Here is a 15,045-nt window from a genome sequence, read left to right as displayed (position 1 = left end):
CTGAGGAGCATCACGTGACCGCTGCTGTCCGTACCCTCGCGCGCCGCGCGGCGATGGCCGTCTCGGTGGCCGGCCTCCTGGCCGGGCTCGGCCTGGCCGCTCCCGCGGCCGCTGTCGCCGACCCGGGCATCGCGATCTCGTGCGAGTCGTCCGGTCCCATGCGCTTCAGCCCCGGCGTCCAGTTCTTCCCGCTTCCTCAGCACGTCGTGTACGACGGGCAGACCGGCCCCTGTGGCGACAACAGCGGTGTGGAGATCCGTGCCGCGCGCCTCAGCGCGGGTTTCGAAGGCGTCGTGATCAGCTGCGAGGCCGGCGGCTTCGACACCGGCCACGGGACCGGCACCGTCCAGTGGCTGACCGAGGACGGCGGCGTGGTGGAGAGCACCGTCAGTCTGGAGTTCGACCACAACGTCGGCCCGCTGGTGGGCGTCTCCGGCACCGTCACCTCCGGTCTGTTCACCGGCCGCACCTTCCACGGCTCGTTCAGCACCGAGCTGTTCACCGGTGCCGCCAAGTGCACGGTCGGCGCCCCCTTCGGCGGCGTGCGTGAGGCTCGCTTCTACGGCCAGTTCGGCATCGACTGACCAGGCCGGCCGGTGAGGGGGGACATGGTCCCAGAAGGGCGGAGTCAAGCCGCGGCGGTCGCGGGGGCGGGCGATTGGGACCGGCGTGGCCTGGCCTGCCGCAGGTGTCACTTCCCGTGCTTCCAGGTGGTCAGTGGACGGCGGTGAGAAGGCGGTCGCCTTTCCAGGGGGTCGCCTTTCCGTTGCGCGTTGATCGTCACACCATAGGCTCCGGGGCTGGGATGCCCGCGCCCGGGTGGACGACGCCGTTGGCCGTCAGGGGGTGTGGCGCTGCTGGAGATCGCCGAGGGCGTCGGCGTGCCGGGTGCCGGGATGGGCTCCCCCGCGGTGTGTGTGCTGGCGGAGATGGCGGTCCTGGTCGCCGCGCTGGACGACGACCGGCACTGCCGTGCCGAGGAAGCCGGTTGCGGCCAGAGCGGCCAGGACATCGTCACTGTCCTGATGGCGCAGGACTTTCTTTCGCTTCGGTGAGCGCTCCACGAGGCCGTCGTGCTGCGGGACCGCGTCCTGGACAGGTTCCTCGCCCTGCGTGATGTGGTCGCCCGCCGCGCAGGCAGTGATCTGCGGCGCTGCCTCGGCGGCCTCGCTCACGGTATCCGCGGTGACATCGGGTGGGGTCTGTGTGTCCCCCGCTGCCTCAGTGGCGGCGGCGCTGCCTCCGGCCCCGGCGGCGGCGCCGTCCCCGAGCGCTTCCCCTGGATGGACAGGCCGCTGGCCGGCGGCCGCGGCCCGGGGAGCCTGCCCGCCGTCTCCTGGTGGTGGGCAGGGTCTCGGCGCGTGTCGCGGCCCGGGCCTGCGTGTCTGGCCGGGGTGCCGCCGGCGGCCGCGGATCAGCCGGCGGAGACCGCTTCGCCCTCGCGGTGCCTGATGAGCAGGTCCAGCATCTTGGCGAACTCCTTTGGCGGCATCTTGCGGATCAGGAGCTGGGCCGCGAACACACCCTCGTTGTAGGGGAACATCTTCGGCTGGTGTTGTTCCTCTGTGTCGGGTGTCCCCTGGGCGCCGGTGGGCTGCCCCGGTACCGAGGGCGTGGATTCCCCTGCCCCGACGGCAGGCGTCTCGCCCGGGGTGCCCGCCGGCACGGGGGCCAGAGTCTCGTCGGCGGCCGTCGTCCGCGGCGCCGAGGGGGAGGCCGCATCCGGCCCGTGAGTGATTACGCCGTAATCACTCACGGAGCCCGTCTCCGTGGTGCCCGCAGGTCTGTCCGCGCGTCCGCCTGCCGTCTGCTCTGCCGTCTGCCGGCTCTGGGCCTTCGCTGGGCGTGGTCTTGCCTCCTCCTTCCGGGCCCGCTCCGCCTTCAGCTCTTCCAGGGCTGCTTCCTGTTGGTCGGCGGGTTTGTTGCCGACTGCGCGGAGAAGGTCGATGGGTTCGTCGCCGATGCGGGCCTGCAACGCGGGCGTGAGGTTGAGCAGGGCAAGGCGCTGCGACACCCAGCCTTGGGAGCGGTGGAGACGCTTGGCCAGGGCTCGTTGGCTGCCGTGGATGGCCAGGAGTCGTTGGAGAGCGCGTGCTTCGTCTATCTCTTCGAGGTCTTGGCGGTGGATGTTGGCGACGAGGGCGGACTCGAGGAGTTCTTCGGAGGTGGCGCCCTGGTCGTCGCTGACCATCACCTTGAGCGTGGCGAGCCCGGCTTCGCGGGCGGCGGCGAGGCGGCTGCTGCCGTCGACCACGACGTGGGTGGTGTCCGGTTCGAGCGCGGCTTCCTGGCCCGGGTTGGCTTTGAGGTAGGCGTCACGGTTCATCACCGTGATCGCCTGCTTCTGGCCGTGGGTTTTCAGGCTGCCGGCGAGGTCGGTGAGGTCTCCGAGCGCGGAGCGCGGGTTGTCGGGGTTGGGGCTGACGCGGTGGACGGGGAGTTCCGTGGGGTCGGCGATGCCTTCGGTGGGGACCCCGGTGGCGGCGGCCACGGCCTGGCGGCGTGCGCTGACGGGGCGCATTCCCCCGCCGAAGCGGCCCGCGCCGAGCTGGTCGGCTTTGCTCACAGGACCTCCCTGGCCAGGGCCCGCATGGCGATGGCCTGCTGCGACTTGGGCGCGTAGGCCAGCAGGGGCTTCTTCACCCGGACGGCTTCCTTCTGTTCCTTGAGGTCGCCGATGAGTCCGACGACTCGGGGGTCCTTTATGTCGACCCATCCCTTGAGCGAGGAGGTGGCGATGTAGCCGCGGCGGGAGTCGTAGAGGTTGACGACGATGCCGAGGTAGTCGATGTGGATCTGCAGGTCGCCGCGGAGGTCGTCGATCTGGGTGGTGAGCAGCTCGTAGGCGTCGGCGGAGCTGTCTTCGGCCTGGACGACGATGAGGGCGCCGGACTGGCCGGGCTTCTCGCCGTCACGGCGCCGGCCGTAGTAGGCGGCGGCGTCCATGCTGAGGCCGAGGCTGGGCGGGCAGTCGACGATGATGACGTCGTAATCAGCCTCGATGGGGGCGAGGGCCCGTTCGAGGGCGGCTTCCCGGGCTCGCACCGCGGAGAGACGTACATCGAGCAGGAAGGCGTCGTTGCAGGCGGGCAGGAGGTGGAGCCTGCCGTCGAACGTGTCGTCGTCGATGGAGACGATGAGGTCGCGGAGATCGCCCTTGGGGTCACCCGCCATGTGGTTGGTGAGGCTGTCGCCGTTCATCGGCAGCGGTGCGGCGCCGAGCTGGTTGGTGAGGTGGCACTGCGGGTCGAAGTCGACGAGCAGCACCTTCAGGCCGGGGCCGGGGAGGTTCTCGATTTCGAGCGGGTCGTCCGCCGGCGGTGCCTGACTTGCGTGGGTCTCGCTCTCTCTCAGGGCTTTGGTGAGCGCCTTCGCCACGCGTACGGCGTGCAGGGCGCCGGGATCCTCGGCCAGGGCCTCCCCGAGGCCTGCGGTGATCGCGGTCTTGCCGACACCGCCCTTCTGGTTGCAGACGATGATGCGGCGGGTGTTCTCGGGCCGTTCGACCTCCGGGGCGGGGTTGGCGTCGAGCCACAGCTGGACGGACTGGGCCAGCCCCTGGATGAGCGAGACCCGTCGGTCGGCCGCGGTCTGCCGGAACTCTTCCCACTGCCCGAGCGGCAGGAAGGTGGAGAAGGAGTCGGAGCCGGCGGTGTCGATGGTCGCCACGGCGGAGGCCAGGCCGCACCAGTCTCTGATGCCCTGTTCCACCGCGGCCTGGATCTCGACGCCGTGCTGGGCGGCTCTGACTTTGAGGTTCTGCCGGAGCCATCCCGGCAGTTTGGAGACGACCTTCTCACGGTCGCTCAAGGAGACTGGCGCACTCATGAAGACACCATACTAACGTTCAAGATCACTTGCTTCATCGACACGTTAGTTAAGCACCCCTGTGGGGGTGTCAGCTCCAACGGTGAGTGATTACGCCGTAATCACTCACCGAAGGGCCAATCACTCACCGAAGGGCCGAGGGGCCTCATGCCCTCCCCGCCCTCCCCGCACGCGGCGGGTGATTACGGCGTAATCACCTGGGGTGGGTCGGCGGGGAGATGCGCGCGGTGCCGGTGGGTGATTACGGCGTAATCACCCACCGGCGTCTTTGCGAAGGGGCCGGGCCGGGAAGGCGGCGCTGACGACGGCGGCCCGGACGATGCCCGGCCACGAGCCGGGGAGTCATTCGCGCGCGGTAACGTGCTCACCGCCCGGGGGCTCGGGGCGCCGTTCTCCCGCGTCGCGCACGTTCCCCGCTGCGGTTCCCGGGCGGGGAAGGGCAGATGGCCCTCCCCCTAAGGCGGCTCCCTCCGGGCGGCCCGGGCCCCCGGAGTCCTGAAGGGGGCTGCCGCTGATGAGCTTTGGGCCGGTACATCGTCGCTCGGTCATGTCCGTACGCACGGCGTGGCGCCTGCCCGTTGCGGATATCGTGCGAGGGCGTCGAGCCCTGTGGTGGAGCGTTGGCCCCGGCCGGGAACTCGCGGTCCTCCTGGTCCATCGTCGCTGTCTGACCCGCTCCCGCTATGTGAAGGGGTGGGTCGGCCGGCGCGTGGAAACGCCGTTCACCGCTGAACCGTGGTCAGAGGGCAGGAGGAGCAGCGCACTTTGGTGAAGGACATCCCTCTTTGCCCCAGCCGTCTGGCCATGCTGCCCGGATCCCGGCTCCTGCTGGTGGGCGGGCGTACTTTCCGGGACGCGACGGGAGACGCCTGGGAGCCGAACGCCGTGGTTCTCTCCGCGTCGGGGACGCCGGCGGGCGATGGCGAGTTCTGCGTCGGCGATGACGTCCCCGCTCTGCTCGGTGACCGGGACGGCGGGGGTCTGGGCCGCCTTGCGGAGACGAGGGCATCTGCGGAGAGCATCCCGAGTCGGCGGGCGGCCTGGCCGGATGGTCCACCGAGGGTCGCGCGGCGTGGCTTTTGCAGGGCCGGTTGCCCAGTCCCCCTTTGCAGGGCCTCACCGCCGCGTCTGAGGGGGATCGGGTCTGGCTGGTCTGGTACTCGCACAGCACAGGCGGCACCTTCCTGACCCGCGTCACACCGTCCACTGGCGGGGTGACGAGCTGTCGCGGTCCGGTCTCGCGGCCGGACGGGTTCGCGGTCCGCGGCGGGAGGGCGGTATTCACCGTCCGCAACCGCAATCAAAGATCCACCGGGCTGGTCCGCGCCGAGTCGGACGGCCCGGCGTGGACAGTGACCAGCCGGCGCAGGCTTCGGGTGCCCGGACGAGTCGTCTTGTGCTGCGGCCAGGGCCGCGGCGGTTCCCTCTGGCTCCGCACCGGCGGCACCTGGCTGCGCGTCGGGACATGAACCGGCGACCGGCTCCCGCGGCCGGGCGTCAGTGCTGCGGGGTGCGCAGCACGGAGCCGGGCGGGTAAGCGGACCGGATGCCCGGCTGCCATCCGTGTGCGAGGGAGGCGAGCGCGGCCGGCGCGGCGGTCCTGACGGGCAGCAGGGTGCGGGGCGCCGGTCCGGGGCCGGCGCCCGCGCGGTGCTCCAGGAGCCTTTCGGCCAGGGCCTGTTCGAAGACGGGCTGGTCGTCGTCGGGCAGGATGCGCAGCAGCCGCTGGTCCGCGTCCGGGGTGCCGGCCGCGTCGGGCCGTTCCGCGGCGCGGGCCCGTGCCTCGGTGCCGGGCTTGTCCAGCGGGACGGGATTGGGAAGGGCGCCGGGGTGACGCCCCTGCGTGATGGTCAGGTAGCCGCACAGCGCGTCCGTCTCGGCGAGGTCGGCTCGGGCGGACACCGACTCCCGCTTCGAGCAGGGCACTTGGCCGCGGATGGCGGGAGCGTAGTCCTCGTGCGGCAGCGGGCCGATGACCCGGCTGCGCTCCCGCACGAGGCCGCTGATCACGCATCAGGCGAGGGCATGGACCCAGGTCTGCGCGGTGGTCGCCGGGGAGGCCGGCTCCCGGGTCTCCTCGTAGGACGTCTCTTCGCCGGTAAAGCGTCTCGTCGGCGAGGGGGAGGGGAACGTCCCGGTCGCCGTCGGGGAAGCAGCCCGGGCTCAGTTCGCCGAGGGCGCGCTCCGCCGCGGTGAGCAGGACCTCACGCGCCCTCGGCGCCTCCAGGGCGGGATCTTCCAGGGTGCCAGGCGGCAGCGAGGCCGAGGAGATCGCCGTTCATCTCCCGCAGCCCCTGCCGCAAGGGGGCGGCCGCCGTGACGCATGTCGGACCAGTGCCCGACGGCCCGGCGGATCCCGTGCCGCAGGACGTCCCCTGTCCGCTCTCCGGCAACGTCGTGGCGGGTCACGTCGCTGATCGTCATGTTCCTCATCCTGGCAGCGGGCACTGCCAGTTCGGGGCGTCGCGGCAGGCCGCGCCCGGGCTCCGGCGCCGGCGCGGCGGGCGGTGCCTCCGGGGCGGGGCGCGCCGGTGCGGCGTTCCACAGGGACGTTGCGGAATTCGGCCCCCGAAGGGGCGGCTTTTGTCAGAGGGGACGTGTAAGGTTCGGCGGCTCATGTCGAGGGGCCCTGATGATGCATGTGCACGATGATGAACCCCTGGCAAACCGCCGTAAATCCATCGCACGTCAGTGCGGCCACTCACTCAAACCGGTGTGTGATATCAGTCACGCCCACACGGGAAAAATCGGTAACTACCAGCATGGTTTCCCGAACGAGGTACCGGATGGCACTCGATCAACATGTGGGTACCTGTCGCACGAGTGAGGCAAGGCAAGGCATAGTGGGGACATCGCCGACTACGAGTGTGACGGGCCTCACAAAAGGCCCGTTTCACTTGCGTACGCGACGGTAATCGCATTCGGGCATAAGAGAAGGCCCCGCCCGACGCCCGCGAAGCATCCTGGTGGAGCCTTCCCTCGCACACCGTGTGCAGTGCGGCCGGCCTGTTCAGGTCGGTCGGGCCCCGGCTGTCAGGCCGGGGCTTTCCGCTACCAGGGCCAGTTCAGCGCGATCTCGTAGACCACGCGGATCAGGATCCCCAGCCACCGGGCGGCCCGCTCGGGCCGGTCCCGCTTGCTGCAGCACTGGCAGTGCCCCTCTGACTCGGTCGACTTGGTCATCGGGACCTGTCACCCCATTCCTGTGGAGACTGCGGATTTCGCAGCTCCGCGGAGGCCACGGCTTTCGTGGGCCCCGCGCGGGGAAGTCCACGCGTGTGCGTAGGCCCCTGGGGTAAGAGGTGAGCCGACTTTACCGGAGCGCAACGGATGTCGTTTCCCGGCAACTCCCCTGCTGGTAACGGGAGTTATGGCACCCCGTGCCATGCCGAGCGGTCGCACAGGACATCGGGCCCGTTGCTCAAGCGATGCTCAACGCCCTACCTGGCCAAGCTTCTGACGGCACGTCGGGTACGGCGTGCCAGTTCCCCGCACCGGCGTGCTGAAGCTCACACGCGAAGCACACGCCACGAGTGAGCGCTTGGGCCACCTCACCACGCAGGGGCGGCTCTTCGCGCCCAGGGCCGGTGCATCCTCGGCCCCAGGGGGCCTGCGGGTGCCCGGCGGGGCACGCAGGCGACCGGGCGGCCGCGGCTCGCCGGCGCTGTTCGACGAACAGCGTGGCTGAGGCCGGGGTGGGCTGAGGGAGGCATACGTGGCGGGTACTTCGCCGGGTGCGGCCGCGTCGTGGCGTGCTTCCGTCGGCTGAGGACCGGGGGAGGGGAGGCGAGGCTTTCGTCGACGGGTGGGGAGGGGCCAGGGTGTGAACGCCCGCCGGAGGAACTGACCAAAGCCGCGCGCGACCACGCATCGGGACCCGGGGGGGGCGGCAGGGAACGGCCTGTCCCACTACTTAAGAGGGTGCGAGCGGTAGAGGCAGGCTGACCTGCGAAAACAGCTTCCGGACCACGTTCTGACGAACTGCCACCCAGTTCCCAGCATCGTGCACCCAGTTCCTAGGAGCTTGGCAGGCAGTTCCTGAGGCATGAGTGCCCAGTTCTCAGGAACTGACCAGATTGACGTCACGTTCATGAGGGAGCGCCGTTTCCAGGCGGGAAGACAGGCTCGGCGGATCGATGCCTGATTCAGCGACACGCCCTGGAAGCGGAGTTCATGAACTCCGCGCTCATGTACGCTAAGTTCATCTGGTCGGCCAGAGGGTCTCTACTCGTTGAGGCAACGGTCAGCCACGGAGGGCCCATTGGGAGCAGTACGCAGACTGGTCGATGTCGACACGGGCGAGGCCATCCCGTATGCGCCCTACGCCTTCACGGGCGAGCACATCCAGGTCGACAAGGCCAGGGTCGAGGCGATCACCGAGAGCAAGGAATTCACCCCGAGCCAGAAGTTCATGGTCCTGTGGTGGATCGGCGTCTCCCCCCAGGGGATGGCACCGTTGAGGGCAACCGGCGCGGACATCGCCACGAGAGTCGGGATGACCACCGATGCCGTCGGGAAGATCAACCGGAAGCTGCTCAAACTGCGCATCCTGATCGAGCGCGGGCGCATCGGCAACTACCGGCTCTACCGGATCAGCCCGTACATTGCCTTTCACGGGACTGGGGTCGAGCAACGGGAAGCGATCAAGACGTGCAACCCACCGGACATCCCCGGCTTTGACAACACGACCCCTTCGCTGTGGGAGGCCCAGTGAACAACGACGACAAACAAAAGCTCCTGGACGTCCTCCATCGCACCGCCGGCATGACCGCCAACCAGCGCCTGATCGTCATGCTCTACGCGATGCACCCCGCGGACCGGGCCGGCGCGGTCATCGAGACCGGCGCCAAGCTCGCCGAACTCGTCGGCATGTCCCCGACCGTGTTCTCCCGCACCCGGCGCCAGGTCGTGGAGGCCGGGTGGCTCGAGGAATCCGAGCGGCTCGCGCACATCAGCTACTACCGGCTCAGCACGAAGAGCACCGGCGAGGACGTCGTCGTCCCCATGCGCCGGGCGACCTGAGCAGCTCCGGGAAACAGAACTCATGTACGTGAGGTCAATGAGCACTGGTCTCGGAGCCGGTGCTCATTGACCTCACGTACATGAGCCCCCGTCTCCTGGTGCCCTCGGCCCGGGGCCGCGTACAGGCCACCCGGGCGAACACGCCCAGCGGGACGCAGCCGTGGCCGGTGGCGCGCCTGGTCCCCGCGGCCGCCGGGCACGTCTCGCCGAAATCGACCGCCGGATTGCCCAGCCCGCCGCCCCCGGCCGGCACCTCACCGGGCCCCACTCGGCATGGGCAGCGTCCGTAGCACCCTGCACCGGCCGGGCTGCCGGCGCAGGCGCTGCGGGGGCGTGCCCGTGCCCGTGCACCGCACGCAGGTCTGAGGATCGCCGCGCGGAGACCGAGGCGGGTGACCCGGCCGACCCCCCGGCCGATACCGGACTCCCGGCCGATACCGGACGACTGGCCGAGGGATGCCTGCCCGCTGTCGCACCCCGTACCGCGGGCGCCGCGTCCGGCCCGCCTCCGGTGGCCGCCTGCCCCGGTCCGCAGTCCGCGCGGACGACCGCCGTCCGCCCCGGCGGCACGCTCACCGAGGTGCCGGACCGGGTCGTGTGGCACTGGAGGGTGCACATCGCCACGGGTGTGAAGGCCTGCGGGGTGCCGGTCCCGTTGTGGACATCGCCGGACCGGTTGAGCCCGCTGGGCCGCCTGGCGGTCACGAACACCCCGTTGCCCGCGGTACGCACACCCTGCGGGAGACGACCCGGCCTTCCCGGCAGGGGACGTCGGCCGGCTCGCCGGGTGCGGGGCCACGGCCGAGGGCCGGCCCACGGCGATCGTGTGCGGGCCCGCGTCCGGACGGAGGCGGATCCGGGGCCGGCCGGAGCCGCCCCGGCGCACAGGGCACGGCGGGACCGCGGGAACCGCCGGCCCGGTGCCCGACCGCCGGCCGCCGTCGCCGCCGTCGTCGCCGGGATGGTGATCACCTTGACGGTGTCTGCTGTGAACCCGTCAGAGGTGGACGATGAAACCGAGGGTCCTGGTCAACGAGGTGAAGGGCGAGGGGCCGCCGGTCGTCCTGCTGCCCGGCGGGCTCACCGGATGGGTCTCGTGGACGCCGCTCGCCAACGCCCTGGCGGCGCGGCGGCGGACCGTCAGGGTGCAGCCGATCCCCAACGAGCTCGGCTCGGCCGGCGAACGCGGGGACGCCGGGCACACCGCGGCGATCGAGCGTGAATCGCTGCTCATGACGGTGGACGCCCTCGGGATCGGGACGGCCGACTTCATGGGGTGGTCCAGCGGCGGGCGGGCCCTCATCGAGTTCGCCCTGGCCCATCCGGAGCGGGTGAGGACGCTGACGCTCGTGGAGCCCGCGGCGTACTGGATCCTCGACCGCCTCGGCGAGTCCACCCCAAAGGTCGCCCGGTTGAACCAGTTCCTGCACACACGGGCCGGGCAGGACGTGAGCGAGGACGACCTGGCCGAGTTCGTCGAACTCGCCGGACTCGTGCCGTCGAAGGACCAGGCCCGCGACCGCCCCGCCTGGCCGCGCCGGGTCCGGCACCGGATGGCCCTGTCCTGGAGCTCGGAGCAGGCCGGCCGGCCCGACCGCGACGTCGCCGAACTCGCCGGCATCCGGTGCCCTGTCCTCCTCGTCCGCGGCTCCGAGACCGCCGACTGGCTGGGGCGGGTCGTCGCCGTCCTCGACGACCGGCTGCCCGGCACCCGGGTTCTCGAACTGCCCGGCGACCACGCCTGCCACCTCGAGAACCCTGAGGCATTCCTCGCCGCGGTGGAGCGACACCTGGCCCAGTGAGCCGCGTGCGCGTGAGCCATGCCCGCCACGTGGACCGTGTCCGTACCGAACTCCCTTGTATTCCACCGGAGTTCGCGAACGGAATACACCTCGTCGCCGGCGAACCAGCGGGTCGTCCCGCCCGACTCGGGCCGCGGGGGCCAAAAGCAGCGCCGTCACCCCGAGGGCAAGATCAGGACGGGCAGATCACGAAGCAGATACCCGAAATCCAGACACGCCCGGCGTAACGGATAAGGAGCGATACGCACCAAAGGGAGGATCATGTCATTCCAACCCGCCTTCTTCGCGCCCCCGGAGACACCATGCCCTCTAACACCGGCGCATCACGAGACACCTCCCTCCCCGTGCCACGCTCCGACCAGAATTCGCCCGCCGAAGTACGGGTGGAAGAGCGGACGCTCACCTTCGAGGGGTTCGTCTACCACTGCCGCATCGTCCACCAGGACAACCCCAAGACCGAGCCCCTGGTGCTGCTGGGCGGATCCTCGCAGAACCGCTACGCATGGCTGCGACACCAGAAGTGGCTGGCCGAGCACTGCACGATGGTCACCGTGGACCTGCCCGGCTACGGCGAGGCGGACTTCCTCCCCGCCAGCCACGGTCTGGACTTCCTTGCCGACAACGTCCGTCGCATGCTCCAGGAACTGGCCATGCCCGAAGTCAACCTCGTCGGCAGTTGCTTCGGCGGAGCCATCGCCCTGCGCTTCGCCCAGCGCTATCCCCAGTACCTGGCGAAGCTGGGCCTGATCGGGATGACCAAGGCCATTCCCGAGGACTACGCCGCCGCGGTACCGCGCTGGGCGCGCATGCTCGAACTCGGCAACCGCTCGCAGCTCGCCGCCGAGCTGGTCCAGCGGTTCATGTCACCCCCGGGTACCGGGGCGGTCTGCAAACACCAGGTGGTTTCCCGCCTGCTCTACACGCAGTTCATGGCGCAGTCCGACGAGGACATCATGAAGTCGGTGGAGCACAACACACGCCTGATGAGCCACGACTGGTACCGCGACGAGCCGGTACCCGCCGTGCCGACTCTGGTCTGTACGGGGGAACATGACACGCTCTGCCCGCCCGCCACGGGACGTGAGGTGGCCGCCGCGCTGCCGGCGGCGGCCTTCATGACCATCAAGCACGCCGATCATCTGGCACCGGTGGAACGGATGGAGGAGTTCTGCGACCTCGTCGTCAGGTTCTGCACCTGCCGGTCACTCACCGCTCTGCCCTACGCCAACCCGGTCGAATGGGTGGGCACGGCTCCGGGGCCCCACGTCGGTCCGGCGCCGAGGGACCCGGGCGAAGCGGCGCTGGCCCGTCGTTGAACTTCCCCTCCCCGACCGGCTGTCCGTGCGGCGGGGCCCTGCGGCATGGTGATCGCCGTGGATACCGGAATACTCGTCGGCGTCTGGCAGCGCCTTCTGGCAGGCCCTGGCAAGCCGTGGGTGCTGTTCGAACACGGCACCTGTGTGGTGCTCACCGCTTTCGACGGGGACCTGTCCTCACGTAGGTCGCGCCCGACGAGCCCGGTGGCCGGGAGAACTTCGCCGTCGGGATATGCGGACGCTCCAAGCGCCACCGGGACGGCACCGATCTGCGCGTGGTCCACGTCGAGGACGGGCGCGGCCCCGCGGGTCCTGCGTAAGGGCAGGCAAAAGGGCGGTCGGCCCCGCAGTGATACGGCGCGCGGGACACGCACCGCCGGGTGTGCCGTCACCGCCGCCGCGGGTGCCGGCGCGGACCGGCCGGACGGAGCGATAGAGCTTGAAGAGGCCTGAAGCCGCGTCAGGAAGCTGCCGGAGCCCGGCGGCGAAGGAAGAAGCCCTGGCCCCAGGACCAGGTGCTCGCAGAGGTCCGGAGAACTCGCGGGATGCCGGACACGAGCGGGCAGAGTCCCCGTCTGGTCACGCGTCACCCGGACCGGGATTGCCGGCCGCACTCACCGGCTGCGACCGGACCACCGGTCGGCTCGCCCTGCGGCCGGCCGGACCTGCCGCTCGGTTCAGCGTGAGAAGACGGGGGCCTTGAAGCCCTTGGGTGCCGGTACGTTGCTGGAGCAGCTCACCGAGGGCCCGATATGCGTCGTCCCCTGCTGCCCCACCCCGCTCTGCGGCGTCTGGACCACATCGTGCGACACGGTGGTGCATTCCTGCCGCTGCTCGACGTGATGTGTGCCGTCTTCGCTGGTGTAGACGTGCTCGGTCTTGTGGACGCAGACGACGGATCCCTGCTCGTCGCGCGTGCACTCACCCGAGGGACCCGAGGCGTAGGCGTGGCCGATGCCGGCGCCGGCCACGAGAAGGCCGCCCAGGACCCATGAGACGGTCGTCATCTTCTTCATCTCGAACATATGCCGTATTTCCTTCGCAGGCAGTGCCGGCCGGCACCAGGCTTCCCTGGTGCCGGTCCTGACTGGTTCGACGACTCGGGTCCCGGCGCCTGGCGTGGATTCCGGGACCCGTCGTCAGTACCTTTTCGGCCGAGCTCAGAAGGCGCTTTCGTTGCAGCCCAGGCTGGAGCCGAGACCCGTGGCCTGGCCACCGGGGTTGCCCTCGCCGCCCAGGACGTTGCCCGCGACGCCGTTGAGGATGCCGACCTCACCGAGGATGTCGACGTTCAGGTCGTGCGACTTGCACACCGTGCTCTGGTGCACGTCGACGTACGGGTCGCCGCCTCCGGCGAAGGCGGTACCGGCGCCGGCGAACCCGATGCTGCCGAGCATGGCGGCCAGGACGGCCACCTTCTGGATCTTCCGCATTCAATCCTCCGATTGACGAATCCGTCACGTTTTTGTGACGAGTCGGTCTCAAGCAACGCAAACATATGGGAAAGGCATCTTCCCGACACCGAGCGGCGCGCTGAATCCGTCCGCTTGGAGCACAGAAGAACGACCCCGCAGGGGACGGCACAACCCGCCTGGCCCACCGCGGCAGGAGCCCCGGCGGACCACCCTCACGCGTGTCCTCAAAGGCACGACGTCGTTAAAGGAGCGCGTTCCCTTCGCGGTCCGGGGTTCAGGGGCATGACATGTCTCTCTGGACCCCGGACGTGTTCTGCTGAAGCCGGTTCCAAGGGCCCTTGTGCCGAGCCTTGACGGCCTCGACGACTGGGGTCAAGCCGCAATGATGCGCACAGACGACGAGGCCGACGCGATACCCGTGGGTATGGCGACGGCCTCGACGAGGTTGCCGGTGCGCTTCAGCCGGGTCCGGGGCTGGTCACCGTGCCTGGCTGCTGCAGCCCATGGAGGAGCCGGGGTGGCTCTGCTGCGCACCCGGGTTCCCCTCACCGGAGAGCACGTTGCCCGCCAGACCGGTGAGGGCGCCGAGACCGCCGATCACCTCGATGTTCATGTCGTGCGAGCGGCACTCGATGCCCTGCGTGACGTCGATGTCGTTGTCGTGGCCCGGCTCGCCGTGTGCGAAGGCGGTGTTGGCACCCACGGAACCGACACTGCCGAGGATCGCGCTGACGAGGACGAGCTTGTGGAACTTCCGCATGGGTTCTCCGTCGATGGAATGGCCGGGTTCGGCACGTTGTCAGGGGAAGGCTTCGGTCTCTTCGACGGGACCGTCAGCCGACTTGGGGAAGCCCCAGCTGTCCGACCGGGGGCGCCGCGATCTGTCCGAGGGCGACCGGAGCCAGCTTCGGTGCACCCGTCGGCGAGAGGGCCGGGTCGACGACCGGGTTCACCTGGGGGTTGATCTGCGGGTTCACCTGCGGGGCGATCAGCATCGGGGCCTGTGAACCGAGTGCCTGAGGTACTGCCACCTGCGGGGCGACCTGCGGCATGACCTGCGGGACGACCTGCGGCACGATCCGCGCCGGCTGTGCGGGGGCGGCTTGTACGGGCTGCTGCCCGGCAGGGGCCTGCGGCAGGCTCGACGTACCGGAGGCATGGGTCGTCGCCTGCGACGAGGCAGTGGCGGTGGCAGTGGTGTAACCGGTCTGCTGCGGCGCCGGCCGTGCGGCTCGCGGTGCCGACTGCGCGGCCTGCGGTGCTGACTGCGCGGCCTGCGGTGCCGGCCGTGCGGCTCGCGGTGCTTGCTTGGGAGCGGAGGCAGGAGCAGGAGCAGGAGCAGGTGCCGCGGCCGGAGCAGCCGCATGGTCCGGAACCGATGCCGCGGTGCCACTGCGGTCTGCGCCGGGAACGTCGGCGAAACTGCCGCCGACGCCGATGCCGGTCAGACCGCTGGCCGCTGCGACGACGAGCGCGGCCTTGCGAAGCTTGCGCATGAAACCCTCGGCCCTTCAATAGCTGAAATGAAAATCCACTGCATTCGGTGCGGTCAGCGTGTCGATGGTGCGGTACTCGTATCGCACCGTCAGCAACGGTCTTTTTCGAGGAGCACGCGGACTTCGCATCGGCAGCGGAGTCTTCCAACCCCTTGATGCTCTGCGT

The 15,045-nt window shown here is 70.1% G+C and carries 14 protein-coding genes; 5 read left to right on the top strand and 9 right to left on the bottom strand.

What is annotated here, in order from left to right; all coding sequences use genetic code 11:
• The first annotated feature begins 14 nt into the window (after nucleotides 1-14).
• Nucleotides 15-584: a hypothetical protein gene (locus AB0927_RS38865; RefSeq protein ID WP_366672577.1), complete on the top strand. Its 570-nt coding sequence runs from the start codon at nucleotides 15-17 to the stop codon at nucleotides 582-584.
• Between the two features lie 255 nt (nucleotides 585-839).
• Here AB0927_RS38865 and AB0927_RS38860 read toward each other — a convergent pair whose 3' ends face one another.
• From AB0927_RS38860 to AB0927_RS38840, 5 genes are all read right to left on the bottom strand, one after another.
• The gene (locus AB0927_RS38860) at nucleotides 840-1,175 is read right to left on the bottom strand and encodes a hypothetical protein (RefSeq protein WP_366672576.1); all 336 of its coding nucleotides are present in this window, start codon (nucleotides 1,173-1,175) and stop codon (nucleotides 840-842) included.
• Nucleotides 1,176-1,414: 239 nt separating this feature from the next.
• Nucleotides 1,415-2,566 (bottom strand): ParB/RepB/Spo0J family partition protein, encoded by a 1,152-nt coding sequence (locus AB0927_RS38855; RefSeq protein WP_366672575.1) that lies wholly within the window; start codon nucleotides 2,564-2,566, stop codon nucleotides 1,415-1,417.
• The gene (locus AB0927_RS38850) at nucleotides 2,563-3,828 is read right to left on the bottom strand and encodes a ParA family protein (protein ID WP_366672574.1); all 1,266 of its coding nucleotides are present in this window, start codon (nucleotides 3,826-3,828) and stop codon (nucleotides 2,563-2,565) included. The genes AB0927_RS38855 and AB0927_RS38850 overlap by 4 nt, the downstream gene beginning before the upstream one ends.
• 1,497 nt (nucleotides 3,829-5,325) lie before the next feature.
• Complete coding sequence (locus tag AB0927_RS38845) at nucleotides 5,326-5,838, bottom strand: Imm49 family immunity protein (protein ID WP_366672573.1); 513 nt, start codon at nucleotides 5,836-5,838, stop codon at nucleotides 5,326-5,328.
• Nucleotides 5,839-6,879: 1,041 nt separating this feature from the next.
• Complete coding sequence (locus AB0927_RS38840; RefSeq protein ID WP_366672572.1) at nucleotides 6,880-7,011, bottom strand: hypothetical protein; 132 nt, start codon at nucleotides 7,009-7,011, stop codon at nucleotides 6,880-6,882.
• Between the two features lie 1,078 nt (nucleotides 7,012-8,089).
• Here AB0927_RS38840 and AB0927_RS38835 point away from each other — a divergent pair.
• The 4 genes from AB0927_RS38835 to AB0927_RS38820 all read left to right on the top strand — a co-directional run bounded on the left by AB0927_RS38835 (nucleotide 8,090) and on the right by AB0927_RS38820 (nucleotide 11,968).
• Nucleotides 8,090-8,542 (top strand): MarR family transcriptional regulator, encoded by a 453-nt coding sequence (locus AB0927_RS38835; protein WP_366672571.1) that lies wholly within the window; start codon nucleotides 8,090-8,092, stop codon nucleotides 8,540-8,542.
• Nucleotides 8,539-8,850, top strand: a complete 312-nt coding sequence (locus tag AB0927_RS38830) for a replication initiation protein, RepL2 (protein ID WP_366672570.1) — start codon at nucleotides 8,539-8,541, stop codon at nucleotides 8,848-8,850. Before AB0927_RS38835 ends, AB0927_RS38830 begins: the two co-directional genes overlap by 4 nt.
• 1,010 nt (nucleotides 8,851-9,860) lie before the next feature.
• Complete coding sequence (locus tag AB0927_RS38825; RefSeq protein WP_366672569.1) at nucleotides 9,861-10,652, top strand: alpha/beta hydrolase; 792 nt, start codon at nucleotides 9,861-9,863, stop codon at nucleotides 10,650-10,652.
• Between the two features lie 344 nt (nucleotides 10,653-10,996).
• Nucleotides 10,997-11,968 (top strand): alpha/beta hydrolase, encoded by a 972-nt coding sequence (locus tag AB0927_RS38820; protein ID WP_366672568.1) that lies wholly within the window; start codon nucleotides 10,997-10,999, stop codon nucleotides 11,966-11,968.
• 677 nt (nucleotides 11,969-12,645) lie between these two features.
• Here AB0927_RS38820 and AB0927_RS38815 read toward each other — a convergent pair.
• The 4 genes from AB0927_RS38815 to AB0927_RS38800 form a co-directional block, all read right to left on the bottom strand.
• On the bottom strand, nucleotides 12,646-12,993 hold the full coding sequence (locus tag AB0927_RS38815) for a hypothetical protein (RefSeq protein ID WP_366672567.1): 348 nt from the start codon (nucleotides 12,991-12,993) through the stop codon (nucleotides 12,646-12,648).
• Nucleotides 12,994-13,128: 135 nt separating this feature from the next.
• Nucleotides 13,129-13,401 carry a hypothetical protein gene (locus AB0927_RS38810; protein ID WP_366672566.1) on the bottom strand — a complete coding sequence of 91 codons (273 nt, stop codon included), beginning with the start codon at nucleotides 13,399-13,401 and terminating at the stop codon, nucleotides 13,129-13,131.
• A 460-nt stretch (nucleotides 13,402-13,861) separates the two neighbouring features.
• On the bottom strand, nucleotides 13,862-14,143 hold the full coding sequence (locus AB0927_RS38805; protein WP_366672565.1) for a hypothetical protein: 282 nt from the start codon (nucleotides 14,141-14,143) through the stop codon (nucleotides 13,862-13,864).
• 73 nt (nucleotides 14,144-14,216) lie between these two features.
• Entirely contained in the window at nucleotides 14,217-14,879 is a 663-nt protein-coding gene (locus AB0927_RS38800) for a hypothetical protein (protein WP_366672564.1), read from the bottom strand.
• Nucleotides 14,880-15,045 lie beyond the last annotated feature (166 nt).

It is taken from the genome of Streptomyces sp. NPDC048106 (assembly GCF_040706415.1).
GTDB lineage: Bacteria > Actinomycetota > Actinomycetes > Streptomycetales > Streptomycetaceae > Streptomyces.
Note: the sequence above shows the minus strand (reverse complement) of the source record. Positions and strands in the feature narration are given on the sequence as shown.

What these genes read in the sequence shown, in the direction of transcription:
- AB0927_RS38800 (WP_366672564.1), bottom strand. Translation starts at nt 14,879, where the DNA reads ATGCGCAAGCTTCGCAAGGCCGCGCTCGTCGTCGCAGCGGCCAGCGGT.
- AB0927_RS38825 (WP_366672569.1), top strand. Translation starts at nt 9,861, where the DNA reads ATGAAACCGAGGGTCCTGGTCAACGAGGTGAAGGGCGAGGGGCCGCCG.
- AB0927_RS38840 (WP_366672572.1), bottom strand. Translation starts at nt 7,011, where the DNA reads ATGACCAAGTCGACCGAGTCAGAGGGGCACTGCCAGTGCTGCAGCAAG.
- AB0927_RS38815 (WP_366672567.1), bottom strand. Translation starts at nt 12,993, where the DNA reads ATGTTCGAGATGAAGAAGATGACGACCGTCTCATGGGTCCTGGGCGGC.
- AB0927_RS38810 (WP_366672566.1), bottom strand. Translation starts at nt 13,401, where the DNA reads ATGCGGAAGATCCAGAAGGTGGCCGTCCTGGCCGCCATGCTCGGCAGC.
- AB0927_RS38805 (WP_366672565.1), bottom strand. Translation starts at nt 14,143, where the DNA reads ATGCGGAAGTTCCACAAGCTCGTCCTCGTCAGCGCGATCCTCGGCAGT.
- AB0927_RS38850 (WP_366672574.1), bottom strand. Translation starts at nt 3,828, where the DNA reads ATGAGTGCGCCAGTCTCCTTGAGCGACCGTGAGAAGGTCGTCTCCAAA.